This window comes from Bacillus cereus group sp. N31, from assembly GCF_016483245.1.
Classification (GTDB): Bacteria; Bacillota; Bacilli; order Bacillales; family Bacillaceae_G; genus Bacillus_A; species Bacillus_A toyonensis.
The window spans coordinates 117589-132238 of sequence record NZ_JAEHCH010000011.1 but is presented as its reverse complement, the minus strand read 5'-3'; the positions used below and the strand labels follow the sequence as shown (position 1 = coordinate 132238).

Genomic DNA, 14650 nt, shown 5'->3' with positions numbered 1-14650 from the left:
TTTTTTAGAAGCATACTTACAAATTGTATCGTTTTTAAGTTATGCTTGTTTTAATATTCTGTATGCTTATAAATTGATTTCTCTACATCAGGGAGAAGGGTGTATATGCTCTTCCCAATTAAAGATTCTAATTCATTCTTAATTGTATAGAATCCTTTCCAATGTAAAGAAGTATGAGAGGTTGTGCCATGACGTAAACCAACAGAAACCAATCTTCTTTCAAGCGTAGTAAAACCATCTGCATCAGCAAGAGCGTCGCAAAGAGTAATTACTTTATTGTATAAGTCATAGTCACTATGTTCATTCAATATTTCAATTAATCGGCTTTTCATATAATCGGGAACAAGGCTCCACTCTGCTGCGATATCTATATGCTCATTTTTGCAAGGAAATGAATGCGTCACACATATAACGGCGTTTCCTGTATACCCTAAATCATTCATATACATGTAACCATCATAGGAATGAATAACAGATTTAGTAAAACCTTTATATCTTCCTATATCATGCAGGAGAGCGGCATTATATGCTATATCAACATCTAAGTCATACCCATTTTTTATAAGTTCTACAATTATTTTTTCAGTTGCATTGGCAACATGAATTGAATGCTTGAACCAAGGACCTGGGTTTTGTTCATATGCCCAATCCAGTAATTGTCTTGCGTATTTCCTGTCTAATATATATTTCATATAGTGATCCTTTCTCTAAAAAATCGTATCTTAATTAATTTCATCTTAATATTTAATTATTCCTGCTATAAAAATTGTTAAAATGAAAACAAAAGGGGGAAAAGTAATGCGAAATTTAGTAATTGAAGAAATGAAGCAACTAGAAAATGAGATTGAAGATCTTTCTAAACTTTTGACAACGGTTGTAGATGATGGGGCATCAATTGGTTTTTTACCTCCATTGGAACAAAAAGAAGCAACAAATTATTGGCAAACGGTATTAGCACCAGAAGTAATATTGTATGTTGCTAAAATAAACAATGAAGTGGCAGGAAGTGTTCAATTACATTTAGTTACAAAGCCTAACGGGAGCCATAGAGCTGAGATTTGCAAGTTAATGACTCATCCGAATTTTAGACGTAACGGTATTGGACGTTCACTTATGCAAAAAGCAGAGGAAAGAGCGAAACTAGAAAACAGATCTCTTTTAGTATTAGATACTAGAGAAGGAGACCCTTCCAATAGATTGTACAAGTCATTAGGCTTTCAAGAATCCGGTAAAATACCGGGGTATGCAATTTCTCCGGATGGTGAGTTAGATGCAACGGTTATTTATTATAAAATGATTTAGTTTTTTCTTTTCATTCTTTAACTTCAAATTGAACGTTCAATTTGAAGTCCAGTTTATATAAGAGTTTAACAGGTTTTTAAGAGGTAGTATTAAAATAGGGATTTTGAAGCCATTTGGTGAATAGTAAATATTAATCTAAAAGATGGAGGTTGCTGTGATGTTGAAACTGTTTCAATATAACTGGCAAGTTCGTGATGATTGGTTTACATGGTGCGAAGACATGTCGGCTGAAGAACTGGTAAAGAAACGGGTCGGTGGGTTCGGCAGTATACTACATACCCTATTTCATATTATAGATGTGGAATATATGTGGATCTTAGGGTTGCGCGGTGAATCAGTCCCTGAGGAACCAGTGTTTGAAGAGTATGCCAGCTTACAAAAAGTGAAAAATCTTTCAGCTCAATACCACGAGAAAGTGAAGCCGTTTGTGACTTCTTGGACAAATGAAATGGATTCTCGGAAACTTTCAAAAGCTGACTTCAAGGAAGAGCCGATTAGCTCAAGAGACGCACCAATTAGGCGCCGAGTCATTGAATGTACACACGGAGAGTTAATACGTCATGTCATTGTCCACGAAATCCATCATATCGGCCAGTTATCTATATGGGCACGTGAGATAGGAAAGGAGCCAGTTTCTGCAAATCTGAGAGGGAGAGGGCTATTTGATAACTAGACTACCTTTGCAAAATTCGTAATTGCACGCTTTAATGGCACAAGGATCAAGTAATAATCAACCTTTTTCTATTTATTATTTTATCTAGGTTTATAGAGTTAATGTAATCAAACTTTTTTAAGCGCTACACTGTGAGATATAATTGTAAGTAGTTAACAATAAAACGACAAAATAAATAATAGATGTGATAACTGATAATTAAAATGCGTGAAGAATTGATATTGTTGTAGCTAAACGAATTTGAGAAAGTTTTTAGAGGGTTCTTTTAGTAATGCTCTTCCACTTATAATGGATGTAGAGAAGATGACTAGGCAACTATAGTTATTTTCGTTTCATTTTTGGGAAGGGGATGAAAGAATGAAAAAGACAAGTTTACAAAAGATGAAAAAGGTTATGTTAAGTGGCGGGATATTACTTACGGGATTATTAACATTTGGATTTTCAGAAAAGGCTTCAGCTCATGGGTATGTAGAATCACCAGCGAGCCGATCTTATTTATGTAAGCAAGGGGTAAATGTAAATTGCGGTCCAGTTCAATATGAACCACAAAGTGTAGAAGGAATAGGCGGCTTTCCGCAATTAGGACCTTCTGATGGACAAATTGCAGGTGCTGGTCATTTTCCTGCTTTAGACGCTCAATCAGTAGATAGGTGGAAGAAAGTTACGTTAAACGGCGGGACGAATACATTCAAGTGGAAACTAACGGCTCCTCATAGTACGAAAGAATGGAAATATTACATTACAAAGAAGGATTGGAATCCAAATATGCCTTTAACAAGGTCTAGTTTAGATGTAGTGCCGTTCTATGTGAAAAATGATGGCGGAGTTAGACCGGGGACAACAGTAATGCATGAAGCAAATGTACCAACTGATCGTAGTGGCTACCATCTTATTTTAGCTGTTTGGGAGATTGCGGACACTGGAAATGCATTTTATCAAGTTATTGATGTGAACCTTGTGAATAATGGTTTAAATTCCAATTTTGCGTTTAACAATGCAGTGCAAGTTCCTACACTATTTTAAATTAAATATACATTTTGATCATCTAATTCATTTTAGATGATCTTTTTTATGAAAAATATAGAGGAAAGTACAATTATTTATAAAAAATTCGGCTTTAAATATTGTCATATTTGCTTCTTTAAGATATCCTTTTCATGAAGAGGTGGAAAACATGGAAAAAGTACTAGTTTTCGGGCATAAAAACCCAGATACAGATGCAATTTGTTCTGCAATTGCTTATGCAGAATTGAAAAAAGAATTAGGAATGAATGCTGAGCCTGTACGTTTAGGCGAAATCAGCGGTGAAACTCAATTTGCGTTAGACTATTTTAAAGTAGAAGGACCGCGTTTTGTTGAGACAGTTGCAAGCGAAGTGGACAACGTTATTTTAGTTGACCATAACGAGCGTCAACAAAGTGCTAACGATATCGAATCTGTTCGTGTGTTAGAAGTAATCGATCATCACCGTATTGCTAACTTTGAAACAAGCGATCCTATTTACTACCGTTGTGAGCCAGTTGGATGTACAGCTACAATTTTAAACAAAATGTACAAAGAAAATGGCGTTACAATTCGTAAAGAAGTTGCAGGTTTAATGTTATCTGCAATCATTTCAGATTCTTTATTATTCAAATCTCCAACTTGCACAGAACAAGACGTAGCAGCAGCTCGTGAATTAGCGGAAATCGCTGGTGTAGATGCAGATAGCTATGGCTTAGAAATGTTAAAAGCTGGTGCTGACTTAAGCGGAAAAACAATGGAGCAATTAATCTCTCTTGATGCTAAAGAATTCCAAATGGCTAACGCGAAAGTTGAAATTGCACAAGTAAACGCTGTTGATACTAACGACGTTCTTGTACACCAAGCGGAACTTGAAAAAGTTATCTCTGTAGTAGTAGAAGAAAAAGGTTTAGACCTATTCTTATTCGTTGTAACTGATATCTTAACTAACGATTCTGTCGGTCTTGCGATCGGTAAAGCAGCAAACGTTGTTGAGAAAGCATACAACGTATCTCTAGAAAACAATACAGCTACATTAAAAGGTGTTGTATCTCGTAAAAAACAAATCGTACCAGTATTAACTGAAGCATTCCAAGCTTAATACTATTTAGTACTGATTAACAAAAAGGACAAGTAGTCGGATGGCTACTTGTCTTTTTTATTTGTTACATAGGATACTGATATGAAAATAAGGACAGCATTAGCTATCCTTATAACTGTTTATTCCGCATTAACGGACAGTAAGAGCATTACCTCAAAGTTCAGCGAAAGTAAAGAAGTTAGGTGAGGGATCAACTGTCCGTAAGAGCCCGATTGGTGAAGGCCAATAATCCGTGGGGGATGAAGAAAACCCTCACGGATTAAAGTTTCACTTTATTCGTAAGACTTTTTCCTGTTTATATAAAATGTAATAACAGCAGTAATGAGGAAAATGGGTATTGCGTATGCTTGCCCAACAAACAACTTCCAACTAATAGAATTATAGCCTTCAGATGCTGGAACAATCATAACAATAACACAAACGATAAAATAGACGAATAGTGCAGGGATAATATTTTTCATTATTGTTCACCTCCTTTAAAAAAACAATAAAATAAATATATTCATATATTACAATTTTTATGATTTGTTTTAAAGATTAAGCTCACAAAATGTTTATGAAGTAGTATTATATTTGTATAGAGTGCAGTGTACTACGTAGATGTAGAACGAAAAAAATTGGACTATGCTTCTGAAAAGAAGTGAAATATGAGTGGAAATCGATATAAATATGGTGAAATATTCAATTGTGACGTTTGGAATTATTATATAGTATTTTGCGAGGGAAATGTATGAAATAATTGATTTAACATAAGGAAGAAAAGAGGTAAAAAATATAGATGAAAAGATTATGTATAATCCCATGTGGAAAGAAGAAAATCTGGGATAAGTATGTAGATTATGGACCTACTGAGGCGAAGAATGTATATATTAGTCCTTTCGGGAAAGCATGTCAGGCGTACGCAACTGAGTTTTTTGATGATTGGGTTATTTTATCAGCAAAGCATGGATTTTTAAAGCCGAATGATATTGTACAAGAAAACTATGATCTTGCATTTGATTCGAAGAGTGATGAAGTTATTAGTATAGAGCAACTACAAAAACAGATGATTGATAAAGGTTTAATACAGTTTGACGAAATTGTTTTGCTTGCGGGAAAGAAGCATAAAAAAGTAGTCACAAAGTTATATCCAGAAGAAATCATTACATATCCGTTAGAAGGATGTAAAGGGATCGGGTATATGCTGCAGAGGTTGAAGGGGGCTGTGGAAGCGCAGAAAGAAGTATAACCTTAGAAAAAAGGCGCTGAAAATGATTTGTAATACAAAGTTATATGAATGAAACTATTTATAATACATATAAAATAGACTAGTAAACAAGCCTTTTTATACTTTCAAACATAGAATATGATGAATGCCATTGAAGGGAGAGTCATATTCATGGGAAACAATTGTCGTTGTAGACAGTTCCGGGATTGTAATAGATTTTGGGATGATCTAATGTTTGGAAGATGCAGACGTAGAGATTGTGACGATTGCTGCTGTAGACGTAAACGTCATTGTGATTGTGATGATTGCCGTTGCAATCGTAAGCGTGACGATGATGACGATAAATGCCGCAAGTGGTAATTTTTTTGAAAGAGTACTTACTTTAAAGTAAGTACTCTTTTTGTGTATGAACCTTTTATATTCCAACTTGAACTAATTTTTTTTCAATTTCCCATGTATCTCGCTTTTTAATTTTTATAGTTACATTAGTTCCGCCAGATTCTTTATAAAAAATATAGCCATTGTTTGCGTTTACGTATGTTATTGGTTCACTTATGCAATCTCGTGAACAAGATGTATTAACGAGCTCAAGTAAGGATAGTTCGCTCGGGTCGGTTTTACTTTCAGCTATAACGGCATCAATGTTTGTTTTACGATAACCTTGTAAATTCACATGGAAAATCTGTTCAATTTCTCCTGTAATGCCAGTATTCATTACTTCTACTGAATTCTTTTTTTCTTGAAGAAATCCATTTTCATAAAGTAATTTTGTATATCCAAGCCAGGCGATTAAAACTAGTATGATAAACATACTAGACATTTTTAGTGTTCGAAGTCTTTTACTAACAATTGTTTCTGAGTATTTCATTCAGTCTAATCCTCCAATGTTTTTAATTTAAAGTATGCCTGGATACATACATTTAGAAGAGGATGGAAGGCAACAAGTTGTTGATTCAAAAAAGAAAACATCAGAAGTTAGATGCTTTCTTTTTGAATGATTATTGTTATCTGTTCGTTACTTGTTTCATAAGCGGTCTTATTTCTTTAACAGGTGGTTTTTTATCATAGGCATCAACGTAAGAAAAGTAATAATTTAAATTTCTAAGAAGTCCTTTTCCTATTTTAGCGCTTAAAAAGGGGAATACTTGTCCAGTATAATCATCGAGAGATTTACAGTAGTATTTTTCATCTAAATATATACTGTATTTACAAGTGAGTTCTACTAATGAGTTACCTTCATCATCAATTACCTCTTTAGAATCAATAATGTCTATTAATGCAAATTTTTCATTCAAATACACTTTCTTCTTTTTCTCGTGTTTATTTGTGAGTATAAATACGAGACCAATGGCGTTAATCAAACTATTTCCTCCTATAAAAAACGGATATAAATAAAATATATCGATATACGTTAAATGTAAAGAGGAGAGGCGAAATAACATTGAGAGAAAGCTAAATAAGCCGATTTTTTTTTTGAAATCGGCTTATGCTTATTTTTATCCCGCATTTGACGAGAAGTAAGAATCACACCTTGAAATTCAGCTTAAGTAGAGAAGTTAGGCGGGAGATAAAATGCTCGTGAAACCCTGATTGGTCTGGGTTAGTAATCGGTGGGGATGTACAAACCCATCACTGGTTAACGTCTCAGTTTATTGAAATACTTGCGGGAATTGTTTTACGATTCCGTTTGTTATCATGTCGGCCATTTCTAATGCTTTTTTTTCAATTTTATCGTAAAGTTTTACTCCTGCTTCAAAATCTTTATTAAGGAAGGCAAGCGCTTCTGATTTCGTTAGTGCTAAATGTTCATAAAACATTTTTCTAAATTCCTCTTTATCTATATATGGATTGATACTGTGAAGAAATTCAATAATTTCATCACCATTAGCGTACCATTTCTTCTCTATAGCGGCAGCTGCATTTTGATCACCAGCTTTTGCGGCTTTCACAAGATCGGCTGCAATTACTAAATGATCTTTAATTAATGCACTATATTTCTTTACTGCATCCTCGCCATAGAAGGGCTCAAGTGATAGTCCCATATGTGTTGCGTTTTGTAGAAGCCGTCCAACAGTAACGTTAACATCGGGTAAATTAAAGACAATACTTATAATAGCCAATCTCGTCCAAGCGACGTGTTGTTCCCATAAAGAACGTATATATCCTTTTAAAAAATTCTCGTTTTTACTTATTCGGTAGTTACGTACGGATAAATCATAGTTTACATAAAGGTTATGATAGGGGGAGTAATACGATTGCCAATAAGAATACATAAAAAGTAACACTCCTTTGAACATGTATAACTCAAAGTATGATAAAGATTTATTTTTAGTTACGTGTCCTAGATAATTTTCAGGTAATTTGAAATGGAGAAATTCAATGAATGATATTGTGATATATATAAATAAATTGAATATAAAGTAAAAGAGGCTCTGCAAGGGAAGTTGCAGAGCCTCTAAAGGGTATTGCCGAGATGTCGGACTCGACTACGTAATATTATCATAAAATTCTTTTAAAAAAACCTGGTAAATGTGTCCAAATGAAAATGGAACTTTAATAAAGTCAAAGGGACCTGCTTCCCGCGGCAGGCCCCATTAACTAGATAATGTAGATGAGCAAAAACTCATCTGGAGTACTTTTATAGTAACAAGTAAAATGCGTTTTGTGTATTGAGAAAAAAGAATTGCATAATTACATGTGAACAATTTATATTTTACTTTTTATGATTATCATGAATTGTTGGGATTTAAATCTGGTTATAAAATGGAGAAAAGACTTGGAAGTGAAATTGAAGTGCACAAAAATATGTAATCATGAAAAAGACCTGCTATTATGAGCAGGTCTTTTTAAGGGGTTTATCTAACTGATTATTATATAGGATAACAACTGAATTTTAGTAAGTCTATACGTTTCATATTGAGAAACCTTCTGTAAATGATATATTTTTACGCATATATTAACGTCTAAAAAGTTGAGAAAGAAAATTAAAAATCTTTTTATAAGAGAATAATGGCTGGTATTTATAGTATGATTCATATTTCCACGCATCATTATTAGAGAATTGGAGTTGTTTTGTTTTCGTTTTTGCCTTGGTGGAACCCATATTACGATGCTTCATATAGTAACCTCCTGCATTTATATGTATACGATTAGTAGTATTCAAGAAAGGGCAATAAAATGAATATTAAAATTGAAATGCTTTCTTCATGTGTAATGGATGTATGTTTTAAATGTTGTGAAACATACAAAACACCGATGCTAATTAATATTAAATACGAGGAGAAATATAGAATAATGAAAAAACAATAAGCATTTATTCATCGCTTTCAAGTCGCATAAGTGATGATATAATAGAAGTAGATGAAAGATAAAGAAAAGCAGGTGAATCTTTTTTGTTTACAAAAGCACAAGAACTTTTAGCGTCTTATTTCGGTTATTCGTCATTCCGAAGAGGGCAAGATGAAACAATTAAAAATGTATTAGAGGGGAAAGATACAGTCTGCATTATGCCTACGGGCGGAGGTAAGTCAATTTGTTATCAAATTCCCGCATTAGTATTCGAAGGAACGACGTTAGTAATATCACCTTTGATTTCACTTATGAAAGACCAAGTAGATACACTAATACAAAACGGTATATCCGCTACGTATATTAATAGTTCTATTTCAATGACAGAAGCTAATCATAGAATTCAATTAGCGAAACAAGGGCATTATAAGTTACTTTATGTCGCTCCTGAGCGTCTTGATTCAATGGAGTTTGTTGATCAACTTATCGATATGAAAATCCCGATGATTGCGATTGATGAGGCGCACTGTATTTCGCAGTGGGGACATGATTTCCGTCCAAGTTATTTACATATACATCGTATACTAGATTATCTCCCAGAAAAACCGCTCGTATTAGCGTTAACAGCGACAGCAACTCCGCAAGTACGTGATGATATTTGCAAAACGCTTGAAATTAATCAAGAAAATACAATTATGACAACTTTTGAGCGTGAGAACTTATCATTTTCTGTCATTAAAGGACAGGATCGTAATGCTTATTTAGCGGATTATATTCGTCAAAATCAAAAGGAATCAGGGATTATATATGCAGCTACTAGAAAAGTAGTTGATCAGTTGTATGAAGATTTAATGAAAGCGGGAGTTTCGGTATCAAAATATCACGCTGGTATGAGTGATCATGATCGAAATGAGCAACAAGAAATCTTTTTACGAGATGAAGTAAGTGTAATGATAGCGACATCTGCATTCGGAATGGGTATTGATAAATCGAATATTCGTTACGTTATTCATTATCAGTTGCCAAAAAATATGGAAAGTTACTATCAAGAAGCAGGACGTGCTGGTCGTGACGGATTAGATAGTGAATGTATTTTGTTATATTCTTCTCAAGATGTGCAAGTACAACGCTTTTTAATTGATCAATCAACAGGAGAATCACGTTTTTCGAATGAACTTGAAAAATTGCAAAATATGACTGATTACTGTCATACAGAACAATGTTTACAATCATTCATTTTGCAATACTTTGGAGAAGAACCGAAAGAAGATTGTGGACGCTGCGGTAATTGTACGGACGACCGTGAGAGCATCGATGTGACGAGAGAATCACAAATGGTTTTATCCTGTATGATTAGAACGAACCAACGATTTGGAAAACAAATGATTGCACAAGTATTAACTGGATCGAAAAATAAGAAAGTTATTGAATTTAATTTTCATACTTTACCAACGTATGGCCTTTTATCAAACCGTAGTGTAAAAGAAGTGAGTGACTTTATAGAGTTTTTAATTTCAGATGAGTTAATTGCAGTTGAACATGGTACGTATCCGACATTAAAAGTAACCGGAAAAGGGAAAGAAGTATTACTTGGTAATGAGAATGTTCTACGAAAAGAACGAGTAGAGACGAGACAAATCGTCCAAGATCATCCTTTATTTGAAGTGTTGCGTGAAGTACGTAAAGAAATCGCACAAGGAGAAGGTGTACCTCCGTTCGTTATTTTCTCTGACCAAACATTAAAAGATATGTGTGCAAAAATGCCGCGAAATGATTCCGAACTGTTAACAGTAAAAGGTATTGGAGAACACAAACTTGTGAAGTATGGCTCGCACTTCTTACAAGCAGTTCAGCATTTTATTGATGAAAATCCAAACTATGCAGAAACAATTAAGACAGAAGTTGTTTCTGAGCGTAAAAAATCAGGAAAAGCTTCAGCGAATTCTCATTTGGAAACGTATGAAATGTATAAACAAGGAATTGACCTAAATGAGATTGCAAAAGAACGTGATCTATCAAGACAAACAATTGAAAACCATTTAATTCGCTCTTTTGAGGATGGGATGGAAGTAGATTGGCAAAGTTTTGTACCAAAAGAGTATGAATCTCTTATAGAAACTGCTGTACAAAATGCAGAAGGTGGTTTGAAATCTATTAAAGAACAGCTTCCAAATGAAGTGAGTTACTTTATGATCCGTGCTTATTTACAAATAAGAAAGTAGAGACATACAAAGGGGATAGGGATTTATGTATCATGTTTTCGTTTATGGCACGTTAAGAAGAGGGCAAACGAATGCTCATTATATGCAAGGTGCAACATGCATCGCAGACGGAGCATGGACGTATGGGGAATTATTTGATACAAACGAAGGATATCCGGCCATGATTTGTTCTGATGAAGTAAAGGTATATGGGGAAGTTTATGAAGTAAATGATGATGTTTTGCATAAGTTAGATGAACTAGAAGAATATACAGGTAATGCAGAGACTGATTTATATGACCGAATAACGCAAACAGTGTATGTTGCTGATACGGAAATACATGCGTATGTGTATATTGCTCAGGATAAAAAGATGTTAAAGAAAGTGATTAATTCTGGGGATTGGCTTTTATATCAAAAAGTATAATAGAAGTAACTATATAAAATTGGAAAGCAGATAATGAAATATTTCATTATCTGCTTTTTATTGTTTCTTTTAATTGAACTTCTCAAATTAATAAAGAATGTTTTAAATATGTTATATCGAATTAAAGCAAAGCAGAGTAGGGATTAATAGTTACTCTTTTATATTTTAGAAAATTCTCACTAGAACTATTGACTTTGCGAATGGATTTTTAATACAATTATATTTCGACTGAAAAATTAGAACGGACAGGAGGGAATCGTCGAAATGAGCAACATATTTGAAGATGAGTTACAAAAAATGAGGGATACTTTACATACGATGGATGATCAATTAGAACAGCTTGAAAAAATCCCGGTTTATTATGGAGAAGATTTTAAAGAGCAAATTCTTGAAAGCATGAGGGAGTCAAATAGACAGAACTTACGTATCGGTGTGGAAGAGCCGTATTTTGGAAGACTAGACTTTCAAGAGGATGGAAAAGAACAAGTTATGCCGATTTATATCGGTAAAGTAGGTGTTTCAGATAAGGACACGATGAAACCAATTGTTATCGATTGGCGAGCGCCTGTCGCAAGTATGTTTTATTCATTTACCGGTGGAGAAGAACTAGCGTTTTATCAATCACCAGATGGGCTAGTTGAAGGTGATGTGTATTTAAAACGAAACATTTCCATTCGTAAAAGAGAACTTGAACGTGTTGTTGATACATATGTGAAAGGAAATGAAGATGTATCGCATGCCGATGATTTTCTTCTATATCGATTAGGTGAGAATAAAGATAATAAACTAAAGGATATTGTTTCAACGATTCAATCGGAACAAAATGATATTATTCGAGCGGAAAGAAATTTACCATTACTTATTCAAGGGGTTGCAGGGAGCGGAAAGACAACAATCGCTTTACATCGCCTTGCTTTTTTAATTTATGAATACCGTGAACAGTTAGAGGCAGAAAGAATGATTGTATTTGCTCCGAACAGCTTGTTTTTAGATTATATTTCGAGTGTACTGCCTGAATTAGGGGTAGGGAATATTAGTCAAACAACGTTTCCAGATTGGGCATTGCGTACGTTAGATGATTCAGTGAAACTAAAGCAAACAGAAGAGAAATTGAAAGAAGCATTTTCAATTAATCGTGATGAAAGTAAGGTAATGCTCGGTAAATTAAAGGGTACACTGGAATTTAAGGCGTTTATTGAAGAGAGAATGATTCAATTTGAAAATGACTTAGTTCCGACAAACGATTTTGAGGCGTGGGATAAAGCGATTATTCCAGTGGAAGACATTAAAAAATGGATGCAAGTTGAATATAAACATTATCCACTAAAGAAAAGAAGAGAACGTTTAGTAGGCCGCATGAAGCGCTGGATTGAAATTGAACTTAAAAAGTTTGGGGAAACGAACGAGAAAAAATTGCTCAAAAAAGAAGCGACTAAGAGATTGAACACATATATGAAGTTTTGGCCAAAAATGAGTGCTCTTTCACTGTATAGTTCAATATTGAAAAGTAAAGAAATACTCGAAGTTTTACCTGAAGAACTTGTTAAAGAAACAGAAAAGAGTTGTCGTAAAAAAGAAGTGTATGTAGAAGATTTACCTGCCTTAATTTACATCCATCATCGCATAACAGGTATTGAAATCGGTCAGAAGTTTCATCATGTCGTTATTGATGAAGCGCAAGATTTTTCGCCATTTCAAGTGTATGTATTAAAAGAAATTACACTAGGTAATTCTTTCACTATATTAGGTGATTTATCGCAAGCGATTTATGATTACCAAGGAATTGAAGATTGGAACGCATTTAAGGAAGTATTCCAAGAAACAGGTTATTTTGAATTGACTAGAAGTTATCGTTCTACAAAAGAAATTATTGAATTCGCAAATGAAATTATTAAAAATGCAGAAATACCAGTGGGGCTCGCAACACCAGTTTTCCGTAGCGGTGAAGACGTAAAAGTAATCCATGCAGAAGATCAATTCACTGAAGTTTTGAAGACAATAAAGCATTTGCAAAATGAAGATGTGAAAACAATTGCGGTAATAGGTAGAACAGATGATGAATGCCACGATATGTATGAGAAATTAACGAATGCAGGATTGACGGTAAATGTCATTGAAGCAAATCAAAGTAAATATGAAGGTGGTATTTCAGTAGTACCTGTATATTTAGCGAAAGGTTTAGAATTTGACGCTGTAATTCTAATGGATGTTGATGAAGAACATTATAAAAATACAAAGCATGATGCGAAGTTACTGTATGTCGCATGTACGAGATCACTGCATGATTTATGGATTTTCCATAGCGGTGAAGCGTCGCCTTTAATTAAAGGATTAAAATAAATGTAAAAAGAGGATTTTCTAGTAGGGTATGAAAATCCTCTTTTTTATATTTAAAAGCTAGATGAATTAACGACCTGAGCGGTTATTTAAATAATATAATAAAGTAAAAAAAGTGCAATGGAGTTATATGCATTAATATGTGCGTTTAAGTATAAATCTTGGTGATGGAAGTGTTTCTTGTTCTGCTTCAAAATACGCAACTTGATTTGTAATTGAGTATAGAATAGAAGGCATTCCCATTCCAACAGCAGCCTCTAATGCGTCCAGCAAAGGGAGTGTTTTTCCATCGATTTTTGTGTCCCATGATATGGCGTAACAAGAATCAACAGCCCCATGTTTTTTTAACAGATCTCCTATATCAATTGGACAAGAATTAGGCTTAGGAATTTCAATCATATATTCTTCACGTAACGTAATTCTGTAATTATGGCAAAGTCGACCGATCGCATCTTTACGTTTTTTTGAAGAAGAAAGCTCAAATAGTACTCTATTTTGAAGGCGCTTAGTAAAAAATGATTTTACAATGATCTCTTCTAATTTTTTATCCATTGAGATTCTCCAATCAACTAATCATTTGTTGGAAATTTTAGTGTTATTATATCATTACATATATTAAAAAAGGGGAAAAGCTATGATTACAAAAGTAATAACAAAAAGAAAATGGGAAATCGCAAAAACAACTGGAGAAATTCATGAAGAGTCACTTATAAAAGAGGGGTTTATTCATTGTTCATTATTTGAACAAGCTTTAAAGGTTGCAGAAAAACATTTCTTTCATGAAGAAGAGGTTTTATTACTTACAATAAATCCATCCTTGGTAAAAGCAGAAATAAAATATGAACTTGCTTCAAATGGTCAAGAATACCCGCATGTATATGGAGTAATCAATGTTGAGTCGATTGTAGGGGTTATCCCATTTCCTAAAGAAAAAGGAGAGTTTATATTACCAGAGGTACAAAGTTAAGCGTGTTATAAATATATAAGTTAGCTAGAAAAGCACAAATCGTATAGTTTGTGCTTTTTTTATCCGTTTTTTGGTAAATGATGATTGTTTTTGTCACACGAATACTGTACGATACATAGTATAAAACACATACTGTATGACATA

17 protein-coding genes are annotated in these 14650 nt (G+C 33.9%); 10 read left to right on the top strand and 7 right to left on the bottom strand.

What is annotated here, in order from left to right:
• Positions 1-50: 50 nt before the first annotated feature.
• On the bottom strand, positions 51-692 hold the full coding sequence (locus JDS81_RS15775) for an HD domain-containing protein (protein WP_097952460.1): 642 nt from the start codon (positions 690-692) through the stop codon (positions 51-53).
• A gap of 106 nt (positions 693-798) precedes the next feature.
• Between JDS81_RS15775 and JDS81_RS15770 the strand changes: the two genes are divergently transcribed.
• The 4 genes from JDS81_RS15770 (at position 799) to ppaC (ending at position 4079) form a co-directional block, all read left to right on the top strand.
• Positions 799-1302 carry a GNAT family N-acetyltransferase gene (locus JDS81_RS15770; RefSeq protein WP_097952463.1) on the top strand — a complete coding sequence of 168 codons (504 nt, stop codon included), beginning with the start codon at positions 799-801 and terminating at the stop codon, positions 1300-1302.
• A gap of 157 nt (positions 1303-1459) precedes the next feature.
• Positions 1460-1975 (top strand): DinB family protein, encoded by a 516-nt coding sequence (locus JDS81_RS15765; protein WP_000915558.1) that lies wholly within the window; start codon positions 1460-1462, stop codon positions 1973-1975.
• 357 nt (positions 1976-2332) lie between these two features.
• Entirely contained in the window at positions 2333-2998 is a 666-nt protein-coding gene (locus JDS81_RS15760; RefSeq protein WP_000753784.1) for a lytic polysaccharide monooxygenase, read from the top strand.
• 151 nt (positions 2999-3149) lie between these two features.
• A complete protein-coding gene (gene ppaC / locus JDS81_RS15755) occupies positions 3150-4079 on the top strand; it encodes a manganese-dependent inorganic pyrophosphatase (RefSeq protein ID WP_000416868.1) in 930 nt (309 codons plus the stop codon).
• A gap of 272 nt (positions 4080-4351) precedes the next feature.
• Here the strand turns inward: ppaC and JDS81_RS15750 are convergent, their stop codons facing one another.
• On the bottom strand, positions 4352-4540 hold the full coding sequence (locus JDS81_RS15750) for a DUF4017 family protein (protein WP_000789481.1): 189 nt from the start codon (positions 4538-4540) through the stop codon (positions 4352-4354).
• A gap of 317 nt (positions 4541-4857) precedes the next feature.
• Between JDS81_RS15750 and JDS81_RS15745 the strand changes: the two genes are divergently transcribed.
• Both JDS81_RS15745 and JDS81_RS15740 read left to right on the top strand, forming a co-directional pair.
• Positions 4858-5307, top strand: a complete 450-nt coding sequence (locus JDS81_RS15745) for a DUF6884 domain-containing protein (protein ID WP_097952465.1) — start codon at positions 4858-4860, stop codon at positions 5305-5307.
• A gap of 150 nt (positions 5308-5457) precedes the next feature.
• On the top strand, positions 5458-5646 hold the full coding sequence (locus JDS81_RS15740; protein ID WP_087969889.1) for a hypothetical protein: 189 nt from the start codon (positions 5458-5460) through the stop codon (positions 5644-5646).
• Positions 5647-5701: 55 nt separating this feature from the next.
• Here the strand turns inward: JDS81_RS15740 and JDS81_RS15735 are convergent, their stop codons facing one another.
• From JDS81_RS15735 to JDS81_RS15720, 4 genes are all read right to left on the bottom strand, one after another.
• Entirely contained in the window at positions 5702-6154 is a 453-nt protein-coding gene (locus JDS81_RS15735) for a hypothetical protein (RefSeq protein WP_097952467.1), read from the bottom strand.
• Between the two features lie 136 nt (positions 6155-6290).
• Positions 6291-6647: a hypothetical protein gene (locus JDS81_RS15730; RefSeq protein ID WP_000606238.1), complete on the bottom strand. Its 357-nt coding sequence runs from the start codon at positions 6645-6647 to the stop codon at positions 6291-6293.
• A gap of 288 nt (positions 6648-6935) precedes the next feature.
• Positions 6936-7559, bottom strand: coding sequence for an acetylglutamate kinase (locus JDS81_RS15725; RefSeq protein ID WP_142312439.1), 624 nt, complete (start codon positions 7557-7559; stop codon positions 6936-6938).
• A gap of 683 nt (positions 7560-8242) precedes the next feature.
• Positions 8243-8404: a hypothetical protein gene (locus JDS81_RS15720; RefSeq protein WP_000682735.1), complete on the bottom strand. Its 162-nt coding sequence runs from the start codon at positions 8402-8404 to the stop codon at positions 8243-8245.
• A 274-nt stretch (positions 8405-8678) separates the two neighbouring features.
• Between JDS81_RS15720 and recQ the strand changes: the two genes are divergently transcribed.
• The 3 genes from recQ (at position 8679) to JDS81_RS15705 (ending at position 13542) form a co-directional block, all read left to right on the top strand.
• Positions 8679-10796, top strand: a complete 2118-nt coding sequence (gene recQ, locus JDS81_RS15715) for a DNA helicase RecQ (protein WP_097952471.1) — start codon at positions 8679-8681, stop codon at positions 10794-10796.
• A gap of 25 nt (positions 10797-10821) precedes the next feature.
• Positions 10822-11202, top strand: a complete 381-nt coding sequence (locus tag JDS81_RS15710) for a gamma-glutamylcyclotransferase family protein (protein WP_000274910.1) — start codon at positions 10822-10824, stop codon at positions 11200-11202.
• Between the two features lie 264 nt (positions 11203-11466).
• Positions 11467-13542, top strand: coding sequence for a HelD family protein (locus tag JDS81_RS15705; protein WP_000065188.1), 2076 nt, complete (start codon positions 11467-11469; stop codon positions 13540-13542).
• A 132-nt stretch (positions 13543-13674) separates the two neighbouring features.
• Here JDS81_RS15705 and JDS81_RS15700 read toward each other — a convergent pair whose 3' ends face one another.
• Complete coding sequence (locus tag JDS81_RS15700; RefSeq protein ID WP_097952473.1) at positions 13675-14091, bottom strand: hypothetical protein; 417 nt, start codon at positions 14089-14091, stop codon at positions 13675-13677.
• 82 nt (positions 14092-14173) lie between these two features.
• Here JDS81_RS15700 and JDS81_RS15695 point away from each other — a divergent pair, with 82 nt between their 5' ends.
• Positions 14174-14506, top strand: coding sequence for a DUF952 domain-containing protein (locus JDS81_RS15695; protein ID WP_000629055.1), 333 nt, complete (start codon positions 14174-14176; stop codon positions 14504-14506).
• Positions 14507-14650: the final 144 nt, after the last annotated feature.